This window comes from Waltera sp. (assembly GCF_046969025.1).
Classification (GTDB): domain Bacteria; phylum Bacillota; class Clostridia; order Lachnospirales; family Lachnospiraceae; genus Acetatifactor; species Acetatifactor acetigignens.
On record NZ_JBKVQF010000006.1, the window covers coordinates 116982 to 133379 of the forward strand.

Annotated in this window: 10 protein-coding genes; 3 read left to right on the plus strand and 7 right to left on the minus strand. The window is 48.2% G+C overall.

Annotation, left to right across the window (positions count from 1 at the left end):
• Positions 1 to 128: 128 nt before the first annotated feature.
• The 3 genes from ACLTOH_RS04845 to ACLTOH_RS04855 all read right to left on the minus strand — a co-directional run bounded on the left by ACLTOH_RS04845 (position 129) and on the right by ACLTOH_RS04855 (position 3895).
• On the minus strand, positions 129 to 1856 hold the full coding sequence (locus ACLTOH_RS04845; RefSeq protein WP_227063463.1) for a sugar ABC transporter substrate-binding protein: 1728 nt from the start codon (positions 1854 to 1856) through the stop codon (positions 129 to 131).
• Positions 1857 to 1999: 143 nt separating this feature from the next.
• Positions 2000 to 2929 (minus strand): carbohydrate ABC transporter permease, encoded by a 930-nt coding sequence (locus tag ACLTOH_RS04850; RefSeq protein WP_118502869.1) that lies wholly within the window; start codon positions 2927 to 2929, stop codon positions 2000 to 2002.
• Between the two features lie 12 nt (positions 2930 to 2941).
• Complete coding sequence (locus tag ACLTOH_RS04855; RefSeq protein ID WP_412223498.1) at positions 2942 to 3895, minus strand: ABC transporter permease; 954 nt, start codon at positions 3893 to 3895, stop codon at positions 2942 to 2944.
• Positions 3896 to 4336: 441 nt separating this feature from the next.
• Between ACLTOH_RS04855 and ACLTOH_RS04860 the strand changes: the two genes are divergently transcribed.
• Positions 4337 to 5335: an AraC family transcriptional regulator gene (locus ACLTOH_RS04860; protein ID WP_227063465.1), complete on the plus strand. Its 999-nt coding sequence runs from the start codon at positions 4337 to 4339 to the stop codon at positions 5333 to 5335.
• Positions 5336 to 5363: 28 nt separating this feature from the next.
• Here ACLTOH_RS04860 and ACLTOH_RS04865 read toward each other — a convergent pair whose 3' ends face one another.
• From ACLTOH_RS04865 to ACLTOH_RS04880, 4 genes are all read right to left on the minus strand, one after another.
• Positions 5364 to 6698, minus strand: a complete 1335-nt coding sequence (locus tag ACLTOH_RS04865) for an MATE family efflux transporter (RefSeq protein WP_412223499.1) — start codon at positions 6696 to 6698, stop codon at positions 5364 to 5366.
• 61 nt (positions 6699 to 6759) lie between these two features.
• On the minus strand, positions 6760 to 8790 hold the full coding sequence (locus ACLTOH_RS04870) for a beta-galactosidase (RefSeq protein ID WP_412223501.1): 2031 nt from the start codon (positions 8788 to 8790) through the stop codon (positions 6760 to 6762).
• 55 nt (positions 8791 to 8845) lie between these two features.
• A complete protein-coding gene (locus ACLTOH_RS04875) occupies positions 8846 to 12175 on the minus strand; it encodes a DUF5107 domain-containing protein (protein ID WP_412223503.1) in 3330 nt (1109 codons plus the stop codon).
• A 52-nt stretch (positions 12176 to 12227) separates the two neighbouring features.
• Positions 12228 to 15137: a glycoside hydrolase family 2 TIM barrel-domain containing protein gene (locus tag ACLTOH_RS04880; protein ID WP_262593224.1), complete on the minus strand. Its 2910-nt coding sequence runs from the start codon at positions 15135 to 15137 to the stop codon at positions 12228 to 12230.
• Between the two features lie 263 nt (positions 15138 to 15400).
• Here ACLTOH_RS04880 and ACLTOH_RS04885 point away from each other — a divergent pair, with 263 nt between their 5' ends.
• Together ACLTOH_RS04885 and ACLTOH_RS04890 are read left to right on the plus strand one after the other, a co-directional pair.
• Positions 15401 to 16234 carry a helix-turn-helix domain-containing protein gene (locus ACLTOH_RS04885; protein WP_118538090.1) on the plus strand — a complete coding sequence of 278 codons (834 nt, stop codon included), beginning with the start codon at positions 15401 to 15403 and terminating at the stop codon, positions 16232 to 16234.
• A 19-nt stretch (positions 16235 to 16253) separates the two neighbouring features.
• Complete coding sequence (locus tag ACLTOH_RS04890; RefSeq protein WP_265104439.1) at positions 16254 to 16379, plus strand: hypothetical protein; 126 nt, start codon at positions 16254 to 16256, stop codon at positions 16377 to 16379.
• The last annotated feature ends 19 nt before the right edge of the window (positions 16380 to 16398 follow it).

Genomic DNA, 16398 nt, shown 5'->3' on the forward strand with positions numbered 1-16398 from the left:
TACGAATGCAAGCATTCGACGCTCATTAAATAATATTTACATGGCTCTGAATAGTTGCATTTTTAATATAGCCCCCAAGCCATTCATGCCTGGGGGCTGTATGTACTTCCTGTAATAAAACTTTTTACTTACTGAAGTCTGGTGGTGTTACCTGCATCCAGAGCAGCCTGTCTCTCATCGATAACTTCCTGATAACCTGCATCCAGGTACTTCTGGCTCAGTTCTTCATACAGAGAATCGAACTGGTCCTTAGGGCACATGGTCAGCTTGTCACGGTACTCAGTATACAGATCATACAGCGTCTGGTTGTACTCGGTAACAGCATCGATAGCGGTTGCGAACAGACAGTCGGAGTTAGCCTTGCCTGCTTCATAGATAGCAACCTGTCCGTTGTAGTTAGCCAGGATCTGATCATAGAAGTCCTGAGGAATACCCTGAGGGGTAACTGCCTGGATATCTTTCTCGATAGATCCGAGGGTCTTAACTGCGGTTACTGCACACCAGTAGTCTACGTTGTTGTTGTGTCCCTGCTGCTCAGCCAGGCCGGTCTGATCTGCTACTGCTACGGGATCGCCGTTATCATCATAATTGAAGTTCACGCCTTCGATACCCCACTGCATAGTGAACAGATTCTCGGGCTGGTTCAGCCACTCAAGGTACATCATAGCTGCCTTTACTTCATCCTCGGTAGCATCGTTAGCGAAGCCAATCATCATACCGAAGTTGGTTCCGGGTCTGTAAGAAGCGGAAGATCCCCAGGTCTCATCCTGTGTCCAGGTGGAAGGAGTCACTGCTACTGCCAGCTTGGCATCGGGGTTAGCATCATAGAAGGAGTTCAGTACGTTCATGCTGGAGGAGATATATCCGGTCCAGGTAAATGCTTCACCGTTGATGAAGTCTGCCTCTGCCTCGGAAGCATCTCTCAGATAGTACTCAGGATTGTAGTAACCATCGTTGTACAGCTCGTTCTCCCATTTTAAGAATCTCTTCTGAGCCTCGGTGGACAGAGCGGGGATCTGGTAGTCACCGGTGGTTGCCCATGTGGTCTCATCCTGAGGATAATCTCTGTAACCATAGTTCTGGTCAATACCTGCGCCGCTTACTTTCTTACCGCTCAAAGGATACTGATGGCCGTTCTCAACCAGTTTTGCATACAGCTCTAACAGCTTGGTGTTGTCGCCAACGGGATACTCAGAGAAGCCAGCTTCTTCCAGCCAGTCCTGACGATAGAAAGTGCACCAGGTATAAGTGGTGTTACCGTAAGGTCTGTAACCGAGTACCAGATAATCTTCATCATCCAGCTTGGTGTAAGCATCGTTGCCGTGCTCTACCATGGTCTCCCAGTAAGTAGGAGCGATCTGCTTGAACTCTTCTACATCGTAGGTCTGCAGATAGCCGTCTGCCTGCCAGCTTGCCAGCTTATCATAGTCATATTCCATACAGATGGTAGGAAGGCTCTGGCTTGCTGCCAGCATAGCGTAATCAGTCATAACGTCGCTACGGGTAATTCCTACATATTCTACCGTGATGTTGTACTTATCACCGAAGTTCTCCTGTACCCAGTTGGTCCAGTAGTTGTTCTCTACATCAGAGCATCCGTTTCCGGAAGAACCACGATCGTATACGGGGATCTGCAGAGTAACATTGTCTGCGAAAGCCTCCCATCCGTCAATACCTGCTACTGCTGTGGATGCTCCTGCATCTGTGCTTGCTGCAGAACTCTCTGCTACAGATTCCTTTGTTCCGGCATCTGCGGTTGTGTTGTCCGCGCTGCTGCCGCATCCGGTCAGAGTGCTCATTGCCATAGCACCAACAAGTGCTGTTGCCATTACCTTGTGAAGAGTATTCTTCTTCATAAATCAATCCTCCTTGTTTTTCCGAAGGAAAAATCCGAGTCCCTGGCGAGGAGAGGATTTTCCTCCTTAAAAATTATACATAGTTTTATGTGTACCCCCGGTTTTGGGGAAAACTAACTTGGTTGTTTTGTTCCTTTTAACTTTTAGCCCTTAACTGCTCCGATCATGGTACCCTGTACGAAGTACTTCTGCAGGAAAGGATAAATAATAATGATAGGAATTGTTACAAACATGATACTTGCTGCCTGTAATACTTCGGGAGTGGACTGGATCGCACTGCCGGTATCTGCCAGGGAGGAAGTCTGTGCTTCTGCTGCGGATGCCACCAGCTGATATAACTTGTACTGGATCAGCTTCAGGTTAGCACTCTTGGTGTAGTACATGTTGTCTGCGTAAGAGTTCCAACGGCCTACGGCGTAGAACAGAGACAACGTTGCCAGGATCGGTTTGGACAGCGGTAATACGATCTTGCTCAGGATCTGGAAGTTACTTGCGCCATCCAGGAAAGCGGATTCCTCTAAGCTGTCGGGAATCGTACTCTGGAAGTAGTTCTTCATGATCAGCATGTTGTACGGGGAATAGATCAGAGGTAAGATCAATACCCACATGGTATCCAGCACATGCAGCTTCTGATATAACAGGTAGCTGGGGATGATGCCGGCGCTGAAATACATTGGTACCATCAGCAGGAAAGTCAGTAGCTTTTTACCTTTTAATCTCTTCTTAGAGAGAGGATAAGCGGCACAGGTACATACCAGCATTCCCAGAGCCGTGAAGATCACGGTAACGATCACCGAGAAGATCATGGAATAGGTCATGGAGTTGTCTGCAAATACCTTCTTGTAAGCATCGAAGGTGATATCCTTGGGCCAGAAGTAAACGCTCTTGGACATTACTGCGGTATTGCCGGAAATGGATTTCACTGCTACATGCAGGAAAGGTAATACGCAGCTGGCGCAGAGGATAACGATCACTGCCATCATGACAAAATCGCTGATGCGGAATTTGTTGACCGCATGGGCTCCGCCTGCAGAGGTAGATTCTTCGTTGATATTCACTTCTTTTTTCTTCATCTCTCCCACCTCCTACAGTAATCCATCTTCGCCGAGCTTCTTGGCAAATTTATCGGATAACAGAACCAGGATCAGTCCGATCAGTGACTGGAACAGACCAACTGCGGTCGCCGCACTGAACTTTCCGGCTCCGATACCTTTATTGTATATGTAGACAGCCAGCTGATACTGGAAGTCCTTGACCTGCGAATTCTCTAATGCGGTCAGTCGCTCTAAGTTACTTCCCATAACACGTCCGAGGTTTAAGATCAGCAGTGTTACTACCGTGCTCTTGATACCGGGAAGCGTGATGTGCCACATTCTCTTCCAACGGTTCGCACCGTCGATCATGGCTGCTTCGTACAATTCTCCGTTGATACCGGTGATCGCTGCCAGGTAGAGGATGGTGCCCCATCCCATTGTCTGCCATACACCGATCAGAAGATAAGTGATTGCCCAGTGCCATTTCTCATTCAGGAACGGGATTCCTTCAGAGATCATTCCCATATTGGTTAACAGGATATTCACCAGACCGGAGTTGGGGCGGAACATTGTCATCGCTACGCTTCCGATGATGGCCCAGGAAAGAAAGTGCGGCAGATACAGGATCGTCTGGGACACTTTCTTGAATCTCGGATATCTTAATTCATTCAGGATCAGTGCCAGAATGATCGGCATCGGGAAACCGATGATCAGATCCGCCAGGTTAAACACTATGGAGTTGCGAAGTGCTCTCATGAAATCGGCATCCTTGAATATCTTAACGAATGTCTTCATGCCCACCCATTCGCTGCCTGCATATCCCTTCGCCGGTTTATAATCCATAAAGGCCATCCGCAATCCCGGGTATGCTCCGTAACTGAATACAAATACCATAATCAGTGGAAGCAGTAACAGCAGATACAATTGCCAGTCTCTTTTAAAAGCTTGTTTCCACGTGGTTTTCGTTTTCACTCCCACCACATTGGCTGCATTCTTCTTCGCCATGTCGAACCTCCTCAAGTGTCAACTATATTTTCTCGTCATTTTGTACATTTTTTGTAACCTTGTAAGCATATTATCATACATGTTGTCATATTTTTCTAATCAATCAATATAGAAAACTATGCAAAAACAACCATTATAGATCATGGTCGTTTTTCGTAAGTATTGAAGTTTCGTTGCATTTTCGTAAATTTTGCGTGAATTTTGGAGCGTTTTTGCTGTAGGATTCGCTGTTTCACGGTATTTTTAGCCTTTTTTAATCTCTTCCACGGAAACGTTGCCAACCCTAAAAAAGTCATTTTCGCAACATAATGGTTGATTTTATCCATTTTAATTGTTATATATAATGTATAGACATTATTTCTACTGCAGCATGTCTTTCCGTTGCATCATCATACAGGATGCACAAAGCTATTCAGGAAACTCTGGAACAGGAGGCACACTATGGCGAAATCCAAACGAGCTGTCACAGAATACCGAAGTTATTATCTGCCAACACACTTCCCGGTACTGCTTCTGTCCGGTGATTATTGGAAGATTTCCGATATTCCCAGCGGAAGCCTTCATTTTCATAACTGTCTGGAGATTGGGATCTGTCATTCCGACAGCGGTACGCTGGAGATCAACGGAGAAAAACAGACTTTCCATGCCGGAGATGTCACCGTTCTTCCCCGCAATGTTCCACATACCACTTACAGTGCACCAGGCACGAAAAGCCACTGGTCTTATCTTTTCCTGGATCCGAAGGAATTGTTCCGCAATCTCCTCCCCGCCTCCTGGAAAAATTACGACCTGTCCACGGACGGTTTCCCAGCATTCCGTTATATTTTCAGCAAAGAGGCTTTTCCCCACATCAACTATCTGGTATCTCATATCATCCACGAGCTGGAAGAGCAGAATCCCTGCTATCAGATCAGTGCCAGAAGCCTGTTATGCTCCCTCTATATTGAATTGTACCGGATCGAAAGTCTCGGCGGTGTCAATCCCGACACGGCCAAACCGGACTCTCTTGAAATACTGGCCTTACAGGAACGTAAGAAAGAAGGCGAGATCGCCGAAAACTCTCTGGTGATCTCACCCGCTCTGGAATATATTGAGAAAAATTATATGCAACAGTTCTCGATCGAATATCTGGCCGATCTCTGCCACTGGAGCCCGACGCACTTCCGCCGGGTTTTCCATGATATTATGGGAACTTCACCGTTAGACTACGTCAACAACACCCGGATTTTAAAATCCTGTATCCTGTTACGCAGTACGGAACACTCTATTCTGGACATTTCCGAGATGGTGGGGTTCCATTCCGTGTCCAGTTTCAACCGCTACTTTATCAAACTTATGCAGATGTCTCCCAGAGAATACCGCAAGCAGATGCAGCAGAGCGAGAAAAAGGCTGAGAACCAGTCCATTCTGGAATTTGCCGGATGGATGCGGCCGGAATAGCCCCTCTGTGTTCCGGCCACTCCGGTCATCAGGCCAGCCTCTTGTGCTTCCATTTGCCGGAATAATACCGGATCACCGGAATCACACAGCCACAACTCCAGGACAGAGGAGTGGCGATCCAGATTCCCGTGACGCCCAGGGTTCCGGACAATAGATACGCGAACACGATCCTGCCGGACAGCTCCGTCAGTCCCGCTACCATACAGGTATTGACGTCTCCGGCTCCCCGGATCACATTCTGGTAGCTCTGCATCACCCCCGCGATCACATAAGCCACGCCGATAATGGCCAGATAGGTGCAGCCGATGCCGATGGCTTCTGCCGATTCGCCGGCATCCAGGAACAGGCTCATCAGCTGTACCCGGAAGATCAGCACCAGTGTCGCAATACAGACGCTGGCTCCCACCATGACCGCCAGCGTCTTATAGAGGGCTTCCCGGATCCGGTCATATTGATTCTTCGCAATATTCTGCCCGGTAAATACCGACAATGCCGTTCCGATGGAGACAATGACCTGGATCGCCACGCTGTCCACACGGTTCGCCGCCACATAGGCCGCCATGGTAGAGGATCCGAAGGAATTCACCAGTCTCTGGACGCTCATTCCGCCCAGTGCGATCATGCAGGACTGGAATGCCGCCGGGAATCCGGTCTTCACCACCAGCTGAATATAATGGACTTCCGGTTTCCATTTCATCAGAGATAATCCGATCTCTTCTCTCACTTGTCTTACTTTCACAAAACAGATCACCGCCGAAGTACACTGTGCCAGAATCGTCGCATAAGCTGCTCCCGCTACTCCCATCTTACACACAATGATGAAAAACAGGTCAAACACGATGTTCACTACCGAGGAAGCGATCACCGCCCGCAGCGGAGTCTTCGAATTCCCCACACTGTTTAAGATCGCCGCACAGCCGTTATAGACCACACTGCCGAAAACAAAAGTATAAATGATATGCAGATACGTAGCAGAATAGCCGATAACATTTTCCGGCACGCTTAAAAGCCGCAGGAAAAATTCCGCGCCGAAAATTCCGATGAGTGACATGATGCAGGTCAGCCCACCTGCCACCCAGACAAGTGCCGTCACAGTCTTCGCCAGTCTCTCTTTATTGCCACAGCCAAAACACTGCGCCACCACCAGTCCGGCACCGTTACACATGCCACTGACGAGCGCCAGCAGAAAATAGGTCAGGGTTCCTGTACTTCCTACCCCCGCCAGAGCACTCTCGCCCAAAAATCTTCCCACGATCACTGTGTCCGCCACATTATATACCTGTTGGAATATATTACCGATCAGCATCGGTACGGCGAAGCCGATGATCAGTTTTAACGGTTTTCCCTGTGTCATGTCTTTCATATACGTGTCCTCTTTTTTATCCTTCTGTTTCCCAAATGAGTCCCGCCAGACCGGGTTCCGGTCAACTCAACCGCAACAGTCTTGCCCCTGCCAGACGCATCTCCCGCTTCGGTGGCAGATCGTAATAGACATCCATTTTGAACGGATCGAGTTCCAGCGTCAGTTGTGTCGGGCAGCCGTAGCGTTTCAGAGCCACACGCCATAGTTCACCATTGGAGAACCAGTCGTCAATCATTTTTCCGTCCTGATACAAGCGTGCGCAGTCCCCTCCGAAATCCAGTTCCAGCCAGACATCACCTGACAGTGCATCCGCCGGATGATACTCATATTCCAAGGTTAATTCATAGACGTTCGGTTCTGTTTGACCATATACGTTCCAGATGTTTTCCACTGTCTGTCCGACATCCGTGATCTGCACCTTACCGGCTTCCGTAAAGTGCAGATCCGGCAGCAGACTCACCTTACCCTTTTCATCTGCCCCTTCTTCCACATAACAAAAATGCTCTGCAGCATGTGTGGTAAGGATCCTTACCGCTTCCGCAGGATCTTTGCCATCACTCCACTCGAAATAAATATCCTCCGGCTTCTCATCCGTATAGAAATAATAAATTCCGCCAAAGCATCCCAGATAAGAAGCGTTGGTTTTTCGAAGCCGCAACTCCTCTCCCCGTATCACCACCGGCAGATTATAAGGCAGCACCAGAATTGCATCCGTCCGTACATGAATCCGGTCGAAACTAATCTGCCTCTGTGTTCCTTCAACATCTGTCACCGTAAACTGTAATGGCTTTTCCGGTGTGATCTGTTTCTCTGTCATTTTCCGCTTTCTCTGGTGATTATTGATAAATAAGAATCCACAGTCCGCCGTTTTATTATAACGGAAGGCTGCCCGCAGCGTCTCCATATCTTCTGCATCCATGGGTTCGGGGATATTATCCGGCAGATACACTTTCGCCCGTGCCAGCAGTTCTTCTATATTTTTGATAAAAGTATGGTGCTTGCGCAGTCGATAATAGCTTTCTGACGGCAGACCGTTTTCCCGCAGGCACGTCTGAAAATCATAGCTTTTCACAGGAAGATCATTGGCATAGCCGGTCGCCTTCGACTCCTGCAGGGTGGTATATTTTCCGTCAGGATTCACGCCGCCGTGGTACATATAATACCCGATCAGATTTGCCCCTGCTCCCAACATACAGATTGTCTGTGCCTCGATATCCTCTGGGTAAGGGTAGGGGCGTCTGTGTGCCGTCACCTGCAGTCCCCCGCCCAGTTCCGCCGTCAGGTAAGGGAATTTTGACGTATCAAATGTAAAACCGCTCTGTCCTTCGGCGAAATCCGATGCGATATTGGCATCGTCGTGAAAAGGCTGAAACAAGAAATTCTCGCTTGCCGCAAGTTCATGGGTATGATTTGCCCACGGGGCATCCACATACCCGCCCAGCACCGGCAGGAAACTTCCCGGCACATAGGCACCACCCCAGCCGGTTGCCGACACATACGGGGCTTCCAGTCCCTTTTTCTCCGCCATGGCACGTAGCGTGCGCATGTGTGCCATACCCTCTTCCCTGTCGGAGGGACCGCCGGCATGTCCGTATTCATTCTCGATCTGTATACCGATGACCGGACCGCCGTCCTTATGCATATACCCTTCCGCCTGCTCTGCGATTTTGGTAAAAAAGACATCGACATATCTCAGATACTGTGGATCGTCCGTCCGCAAAGTCAGTTCTCCCCGTCTTTCCTTCTCCACCAGCCAGTCCGGGAAGCCTCCGTTTCTGCACTCTCCATGGGCCCACGGACCGATGCGGAGCCATACCTTCATTCCCACTTCCCGACAGCAGTTAAGAAAGGCTTTCAGGTTCCTCCTTTCGGAAAAATCCCATTCTCGTTCCGCTTCCTCATGATGGATCCAGAAGACATAAGTGGCTGTGATCTCCACTCCGCCCAGTTTCATATTCTCCAGGGCAGATCTCCACTCCTTTTCCGGATAGCGGGAGAAATGGAATTCTCCCATGATGGGCAGGATCGGTCTGTCGTTGCAGGTTAAGCATTCGCTGTTATAGCTATATACCTCTTTTCCCATGTTTTCCATTTTGTAATCCTTTCCTCAAAAGCCTTCCTATTCAAGTCTTTCTTTTCAAGCTTTTTTACAGATCATGTACCCGGATTCCCTGATGAGCATTGTCCATGGCAAGTAGTTCTTCCGCACACTTTTCCGCTTCGTCTGACCGTCCCAGTCCTTTAAGTCCCAGGCTCATCATGAACAGGCAATGCTTCCGGTTCCGCTCGTCCAGGTTCTCCTCAAAGATCAGCAGATCCGGCAGGGATACCGCAAAATAGTCTATTTTTATTTCATCCCCGATATGTTTTTTTCCATAATCCTCCAGTTTCCGGAATCTCTCCACTGCTTGTTCTTCGTCACCCAGTGCCCGGTACGCCAGTCCCTGATAATAGATCATCTCGGGGGGCTGATCATTGTAATACATCATGCCCACCGGCTCCGACTCTCCGTGACAGGCTTTCGTAAGACTTGCAAAAGCTTCCTCTGTCTCTCCCAGCTTTTCCTGCACCAGTCCAAGCAGATAATGCAGATTATTCTCCTGTGCAGACTCCAATTTCCCTTCTCCCAGATTTTGGGGATATTCATCCACTGCCTGCAGGAGAATTGTTTTGGCTTCTACATATTCTCCTTCTGCCGCAGCCGCTTTTGCCAGCTGATACAGGGCGGTCAGGTACTGGGCTGCCACTTTGCCTTCGCCGCCTTCCCACTGATGGAACTTCCTTGCTTTGATCAGATTGAGAGCCTTCTCAGATTCTCCCAGAGTGTTTAAAATTGTCACGTACTCCAGATACAGATCATCCCTGCTTTCCACCAGGTCAAAATGTTTTTCCATATCACTCCATCGTTCTTTCACGGCAACATTCAGACGCTTTTTCAGCTGATCCAGTTCCAGATACACTCTGGCATCCGTCTCATCCAGTGCAAAAGCTTTCTCCATTTCCTCGTACGCTCTCTGCGGCAGCTTTTTCACATTGTAATATGCCAGTGCCAGATTCCTGTGTACCGTCGGGAAATCCGGACTCCGGAGAATCGATTCCTCATAATCTTCTATGGATTCGTCGTACACTCTCCTGTCATAGAGCAGGCATCCCAGATAATAGTAAGCCATGGCCAGATGATATTCTTCTGCCAGACTCTTTAACACGATATAATCTTCCGTTCTGTGAGGAAAACAGCCATCCGCTGCAGCATTTTCTCCCAATGTCACGTACATTGTCATGTAACAATTTGCCTGTTCCGTATTTTCTTTCCTATGCAGGTTCTGGTATCCGTAAGCAATATAATAATATACCAGCGGATAAATATCCTCTTGCCGTGATACATTCTGTTGTTTCACCCATTTTTCGGCAAGGGTGATTCCCTGTGCGTAGTCTCCTGCCTCATAGAGATCGATCACCAGCTCCAGCAGGGTGTTATGGTTGATTTTCTCCGGCTGTCTGTCATAGAGCGGATCGATCTTCAGACTCTCCTTATGTAATTCTTCTGCTTCCTTCACTCTTCCCAGTTTTCTTAAAATATTTTCCTTCAATGCACGGGCCTTCATACACTGGTACTGTCTGAGAATAGATTCATTTACATGCTCCAGAGCCTCTGCGAATCTTCCCGCTTTTGCATCCAGACAGGCCAGTTCATAGAATCCGGGTGCCTGGAAGCTGCCACCCCAGATGGCCTTGTAAAAGACATCATAGGCTTCTTTTTCTTTCCCTTGATATTTCAGGGAAAGTCCCAGATTATAGTACGGCTCATAATCGTAAGGGTTTGGATTGGAACGAATGGATTTCTCCACTGCCTTCCGAAAATACTTTTCTGCCCCGGCAAAATCACACTTTTTAAGCAGACATCTTCCATAGACATTGTTCAGACGGATATCGGTAGGATCCCTGCGCAGCCCCTCCAGATAATAATCCTCGGGATGATAAGTGGCATGCCGGTATTGTTCCACATGCAGACCGTAGAGGAACAGATCCTCCGTGGTTTCACAGTCTTCGGGAAGTAGCGCTGCCTTCGCCGGTTCCGGCACTTCCGCTTCAATTTTTTTCGGAAAATGGTAAGAGACCAGTTCTCTCCCATCTGCGGCACAAACACATACCCGCAGACCGCAGAGTACCTCTGTTCCATTCTGCTCTCCCTCTGCAAATGTCGGTATCTGTTGCAATTTTTCACGGTCGATCTTTACTTCATAAGTTTCCTCCGGTGACAGATCTGAGGTTTCCTCATACAGTACCTTTTCCTGTCTGCCGTTTTCTCCCGGCAATGTCAGCAGTATATGTGCCCCTTTTTGCACGGAAGTGGTATAGGCCGATACCGTAAGCTGCCCCTTTGTCTCATCATATTCCGCATTTACCGCCGCATCGATCGTAGCATTTTTCACATAGCCGATATTTTTATAGGGCATAAAATACTGTTTGAAATTCTTGGTCTCCTGGGGCTGGATCCATGTGAAATCCGGCTGATTATCCGTAAAACAGCCTGTCATCAGTTCGATATACGGACCGTCCTCGTCGGTCAGTGCAAGGTCCCATGCTTTGCCGAATTCTCCGCATCCCCAGGTCCACTGCTTTTTCCCGGGAGCAATATGATGATCTGCCACATGCAGAAGTCCTGCCTGTTTTCCGTAATCGTACTCCCCTATAAAATTGTAATCGGAACGATATGCCATATAGGAGGTGGGCACCGGAATATTTTTATACTGGGCAATATTCACATGGTCGTATTTATGCTTATAATAAGTTCCCTCCGCATAGGGGAAGCTGATAACATCCCGCTTGCCGTGGTCATAGACCGCCGTCACATCCTCCGGAAATACGGAGATGGTGTCATCATTTACCGCTACTGCAGGGTTCGCCCACCACAGGAAGGTCTGGGGCATTTTCGTCCGGTTATATAGCTTTACAGACAATTCGATGTATGCCTTGTCGGGATACAGGGTCACGCCCAGCACTCCTTCGGTCCGGAACATGTTCTCAATCTCTCCCATCCAGACTGTGGCGCTCCCGTCCTCATTTTCCGCATAGGTATATTCCACCTGATCAAAGGTACTGGGTCTGTGATGCTGCGGCCAGTTGAACTCAATACCGCCGGAGATCCATGGTCCCGCCAGTCCCACTAACGCCGGTTTGATGACATGATTGTAATATATAAAATCGTAGCCATTTGTCTTGTCATAAGCTCTCTGGATCCTGCCTCCCAGCTCCGGCAGCATCATTACTTTCAGATAATCGTTCTCCAAAAAAAGCGCTGTATACTCCTTATCCACTTTCTCATCGCTGATCTTCTCAATCACCGTGTGGGGATAGATCCTTCCCGAGCTTCCCTGATAGACACGTTTCTCCAAAAACATCGGATTCTTATCCGGCTTTCCTGCTTCGTATGTGGGAATGATCACTTTTTCTTCCCAGACCTGAACCTTATTCATGGTTTCCTCCTTTTATCTCCGTGCAGCTTTCTTTCCGCCGCCCGATATTATTTTAACCTCGCACCAGCATGCTTAACTCTTCTTCCGTTATTTCCTCCGCCGGCTCAAAATTCTCTCCCGACAGATACGTATAAATTGACGCCTGCAGTGCCCTCACCTCCGGATACTGCTGACTCTTATGCAATTCCATGGTGGATAGCAATACTTTTCCCTTCAGGCATCGAAACTCTATCATCTGTGCCATGGGACGTAAGAATGCATAGCTGTCCATCTCCGTAATGATCGTCTTCATGGGATGCGGTAGAATCACCGCCCGCTTCGTTGCCATAATCCACCATTGCCAGTCCGTATGAAAATCCGTCGGAAATTCCTTAAAAATTGGATGCTCCGTATCGATCAGCTGCCCCATACCGCCTTCCTGATCTGCAAAAGTTCCCACCGACCAGAAATCCGTCGTAAACTGTGTTTTAATGGAATTGGGCAGACTCTCTTTGTCTGCATCCGGAGACAGATAGACTCTTCCACCATTTTGAAGGATTTCTCTCGTCTTCACATCAAAGGCTCTGGTCTCATATACATTTTCCGGGCATACCGGAGTGGTCTTTCGATACACCCATATCGGATAAGCACTGATACTGTCACCGATGCGCACCTTAAGCGTGAGTGCGGTATTCTTCTCCACAAAGTCGAGCGGAATATCCAGACTTCCTACCTCTGTATAACTTCCAGGGCGGCAGATTGTTATCTCTGTATCTTCTCCGGTTGCGATAACTGTATTTTTGCTTTTTATCTCCGCCGGCTCACAGTTTCCATTCTCAGACACACTCTTTTTTCCCGCAAGGGTCCAGCAAAATACTCCTTCGATATTTCTCTTGCCGAAATTCGCTGCTTCCACTTCTGCGATCAGCCGTTCTCCTGCCTCATAGGTATAATGTGGCAGCTTTACCAAAATCCTACACTCTTGAAAAAATTCCCGGAACCTTTCCGGTCTGGCAAAATCATAGGGCTTCGGTTCTAAATGGGAATTCATCATGCCTACCAGTGCCGTCCCCTGCCCCGGGAAATCCTGCAGTCCGAGGAGCGAAATCCCTGAAAGCTCTCTCGTCCGCATAGCTGCTTCAATCTCTTCCCGGTATGCCAGCCTCGACAGTTCTCCGGTGGCTTCTACGTATTTTTCCCATGTGGGCAAAAGTCCCCGTTCCTCTACACGTTTTTTGATCAGTTTCAGATTCACCGGATCCGATATTCCATGAAAGCTTTCCAGCTCCTCAAAATCCGGCAGCACTTCGAACTGCCCCACTTCAAAACTGAATACCGGCTTCTGATACTCTTTTCGTATCTCTGCCATCGCCTCATCATAGGTTCGATCTGCGGAGGGATAGTTTTCATTGAGATACCCCCGCATGCCGGAGAATGTTCCGCGGATCACCACATCCTTGCAACTCTGCGATGTATAGAAATCGCTCTCTGGGTCACATCCTTCTTCACCATAGAAGGCATTGGATCCGTTCGCATACAGTCTGGTCGGATCCATCCTTTTCGCCGTTCTGACCAGTTCCCGCATCCGTTCTCTGCCTTCATCTTGTGCCTGCAATTCATTGCCCAGTGTCAGCATTACAAAAGAGGGATGATTGGCATAGGTTTTCAATAGGTCCACAAGTTCTGCCCGGTAATACCGATAGCTTTCCTCCGTTCCAAAGGCATCCTTCGGATCCCAGTGAGACAGCTCCGGCTGCAGAAGCATTCCCAGTTCATCCGCTGCCGCAAACGCAGCTTCCGGCTCACAGTGGGAATGGAATCTTACAAAGTTGATTCCATAACTGCGATATTTTAATAACATCTCTTTCCATTCCGGAATTGTCATGGGTGGATGCCCGGTCTCCGGGTATTCTGCGCAATTTGCCTCACCCCGCAGAAAAATTGCCCTGCCGTTCAGTGCCAGTCTGCCGCTGCCGTTATCACCAAAAGAGCGGATGCCGAAACGGGTCCTGCACTCAGCAGTGCTACCGCCTTTATCTTCTGCTGACATACCGTTGTCCAGGGTTACAGCCATCTCATAGAGATTGCCCTCATCTTCGTCCCACAGTTTCACATTCTCCCGCAGAGGCAGATCACGGAACCAGATTTCCATTGTTTTCGGATTCTCCTCTTTATCTGTTCCGGCTTCCGCTAATCCCTCCCCGGAATAGCTGATAATTTCCGTCAATGTCTGTGTGTCTTCTAACTCTCCTGCCGCCAGAGCCTCTGACTGTAATATGATTTTCGCATCTTTATATACTTTCTTTGCGCCAGGTGCCAGTTCCACACATACATCCAGCACATATCCGCCTGCTTTATTTTTCTCTTCCTTTTTCACCGCTCTCGGATATACCCGGAGGCTGTCTATAAAATTCTGCGGTCTGGTATACATGCTGCATTCGCCAAGTATCCCGTTCCAGTTTGTCTGTGTCTCATCCGTCGCTGCGGAAGAATAATAGATGGCAGCTTTGGGCATTCCCGGATAGCTGTTATCCGAAAGAAACGTAAATTCATGTTCTCCCGGTGCCGCCCCGGTGAGTTCAAAAATATAAGGTGTACTTAGTGTCCCCTGCCGGAACACCGAACACGCTTCTCCATCCACTAGCAGCCGGAGTGCCCGTGCCCGCTCCGCCAGTACGAACAGCCTGTCGGTTCCGTAATCCGGTACCGTTATCTTACGACTGATCCTGGCTTCTCCCTCATAGGTATGCCGCCTGGTAAATCTCGTAGCGATCGGTGCATCTTTGTCTATCTCTCCCGCCGCATTCCCCAGTACCGCATCCGGATGCCACTGATTCGCCCCCACATCTCTATGTCCGATCCCGTTCTCATCCAACGTCCCCGGCAGATCCATCTGTCCCGTGGTTCCGTCCTCCAGTACTACATGCCATTTTCCATTCAACAATATTCTCATATAAGCTCCATCCCACAGACCCTTTTCCATACAGAAAATCCCCTAGCAGATCCATAGTAAATTTTCTGATGTTTTCTCCTTGATCACGGAATCATTATATAGCTTAACTTTAGTGTTTTAAATTCACTATCATGAACTATTTTTTATATTTATTGCATTATTCTGAACCTTTTTGATATAATATGATGCCAGGGGCGAAAGGTCTAAGCCCATAAGCACGGAACAATCCGTAGGCATCAAAGTTAAGGGCTTTTGACCCCGACATCATAATACCTGAGAGGAGTGAATCAGAAATGACAGATAGAAGAACTTTTTTATGCGAAGATTTTGAAATTTCCTATGAAGATACAAAAAAAGGATGGTCCATGCCCTATTCGCATCACCACACCAACTATGAAATCTATATTCTGCTCTCCGGGGAGCGTCTGGTTACCATCGGCGATATCACCTACCGGGTAAAAGCCGGCATGGCAAGCCTGTTTGAGAGCAATATCTCTCACCGAAGCGTCGGTGACACGGATTATACCGGGATCTGCATCCATTTTTCAAAAGTCTATCTTGAAAAATACTTTTTACCTGCCGTAGTATCTTCCTACCTGACCTGTTTCAAGGCACCGATTATTTTCATTCCCGAGGATTACAGACAAAAGCTCGTCGACTGGAACGCAGCTTCCTGCTGCAAATCTCCCACTGCCTACCTGTTGCTTGCACAGATTCTTACAGATCTGGCAGCTTTTCGCTATCAGTATCCTCTTGAAAATGAAATTTCTGTCAGTGAGAATAAAGCTTCCGGTTTTCAGCGGATCATTAATTATATTAACGCAAACTATACAACGCTTCAGACCGTCCGGGATATCGCCGAATCCTGCGGTGTGTCCGAAAGCTATGTCCACCGGGCTGTCCGGCGGACAGAATCCCTCACCGTAAAAGAATATATTAATAAGCTTCGCCTCCGTCATGCCATACACCAGGTGGAACAGGGCGGCAATTCTCTCTCTGTCATCAGCAAGTCCTGTGGTTTCCAAAGCGTTTCTTATTTTTACCGGGTTTTTAAAAAACACTACGGCATGACCCCTACACAATATTTTTCCAAAAAAGAACCCCATTACTTTCTGCAGATCACTTAGTATCCTGATGGATGCCTTAATGGCAAGCCTTCAGGAAATCCTAAAGCTCAGCAATGAGCAGTTGGCTGTATTTACTGCTGATTTTGAATCAAGACTGCCGAGATATCTGCGGAATGCACTTCATCCGGAAGCAGTAGCGGCTTAAACCACTATTTTGTTAGCTG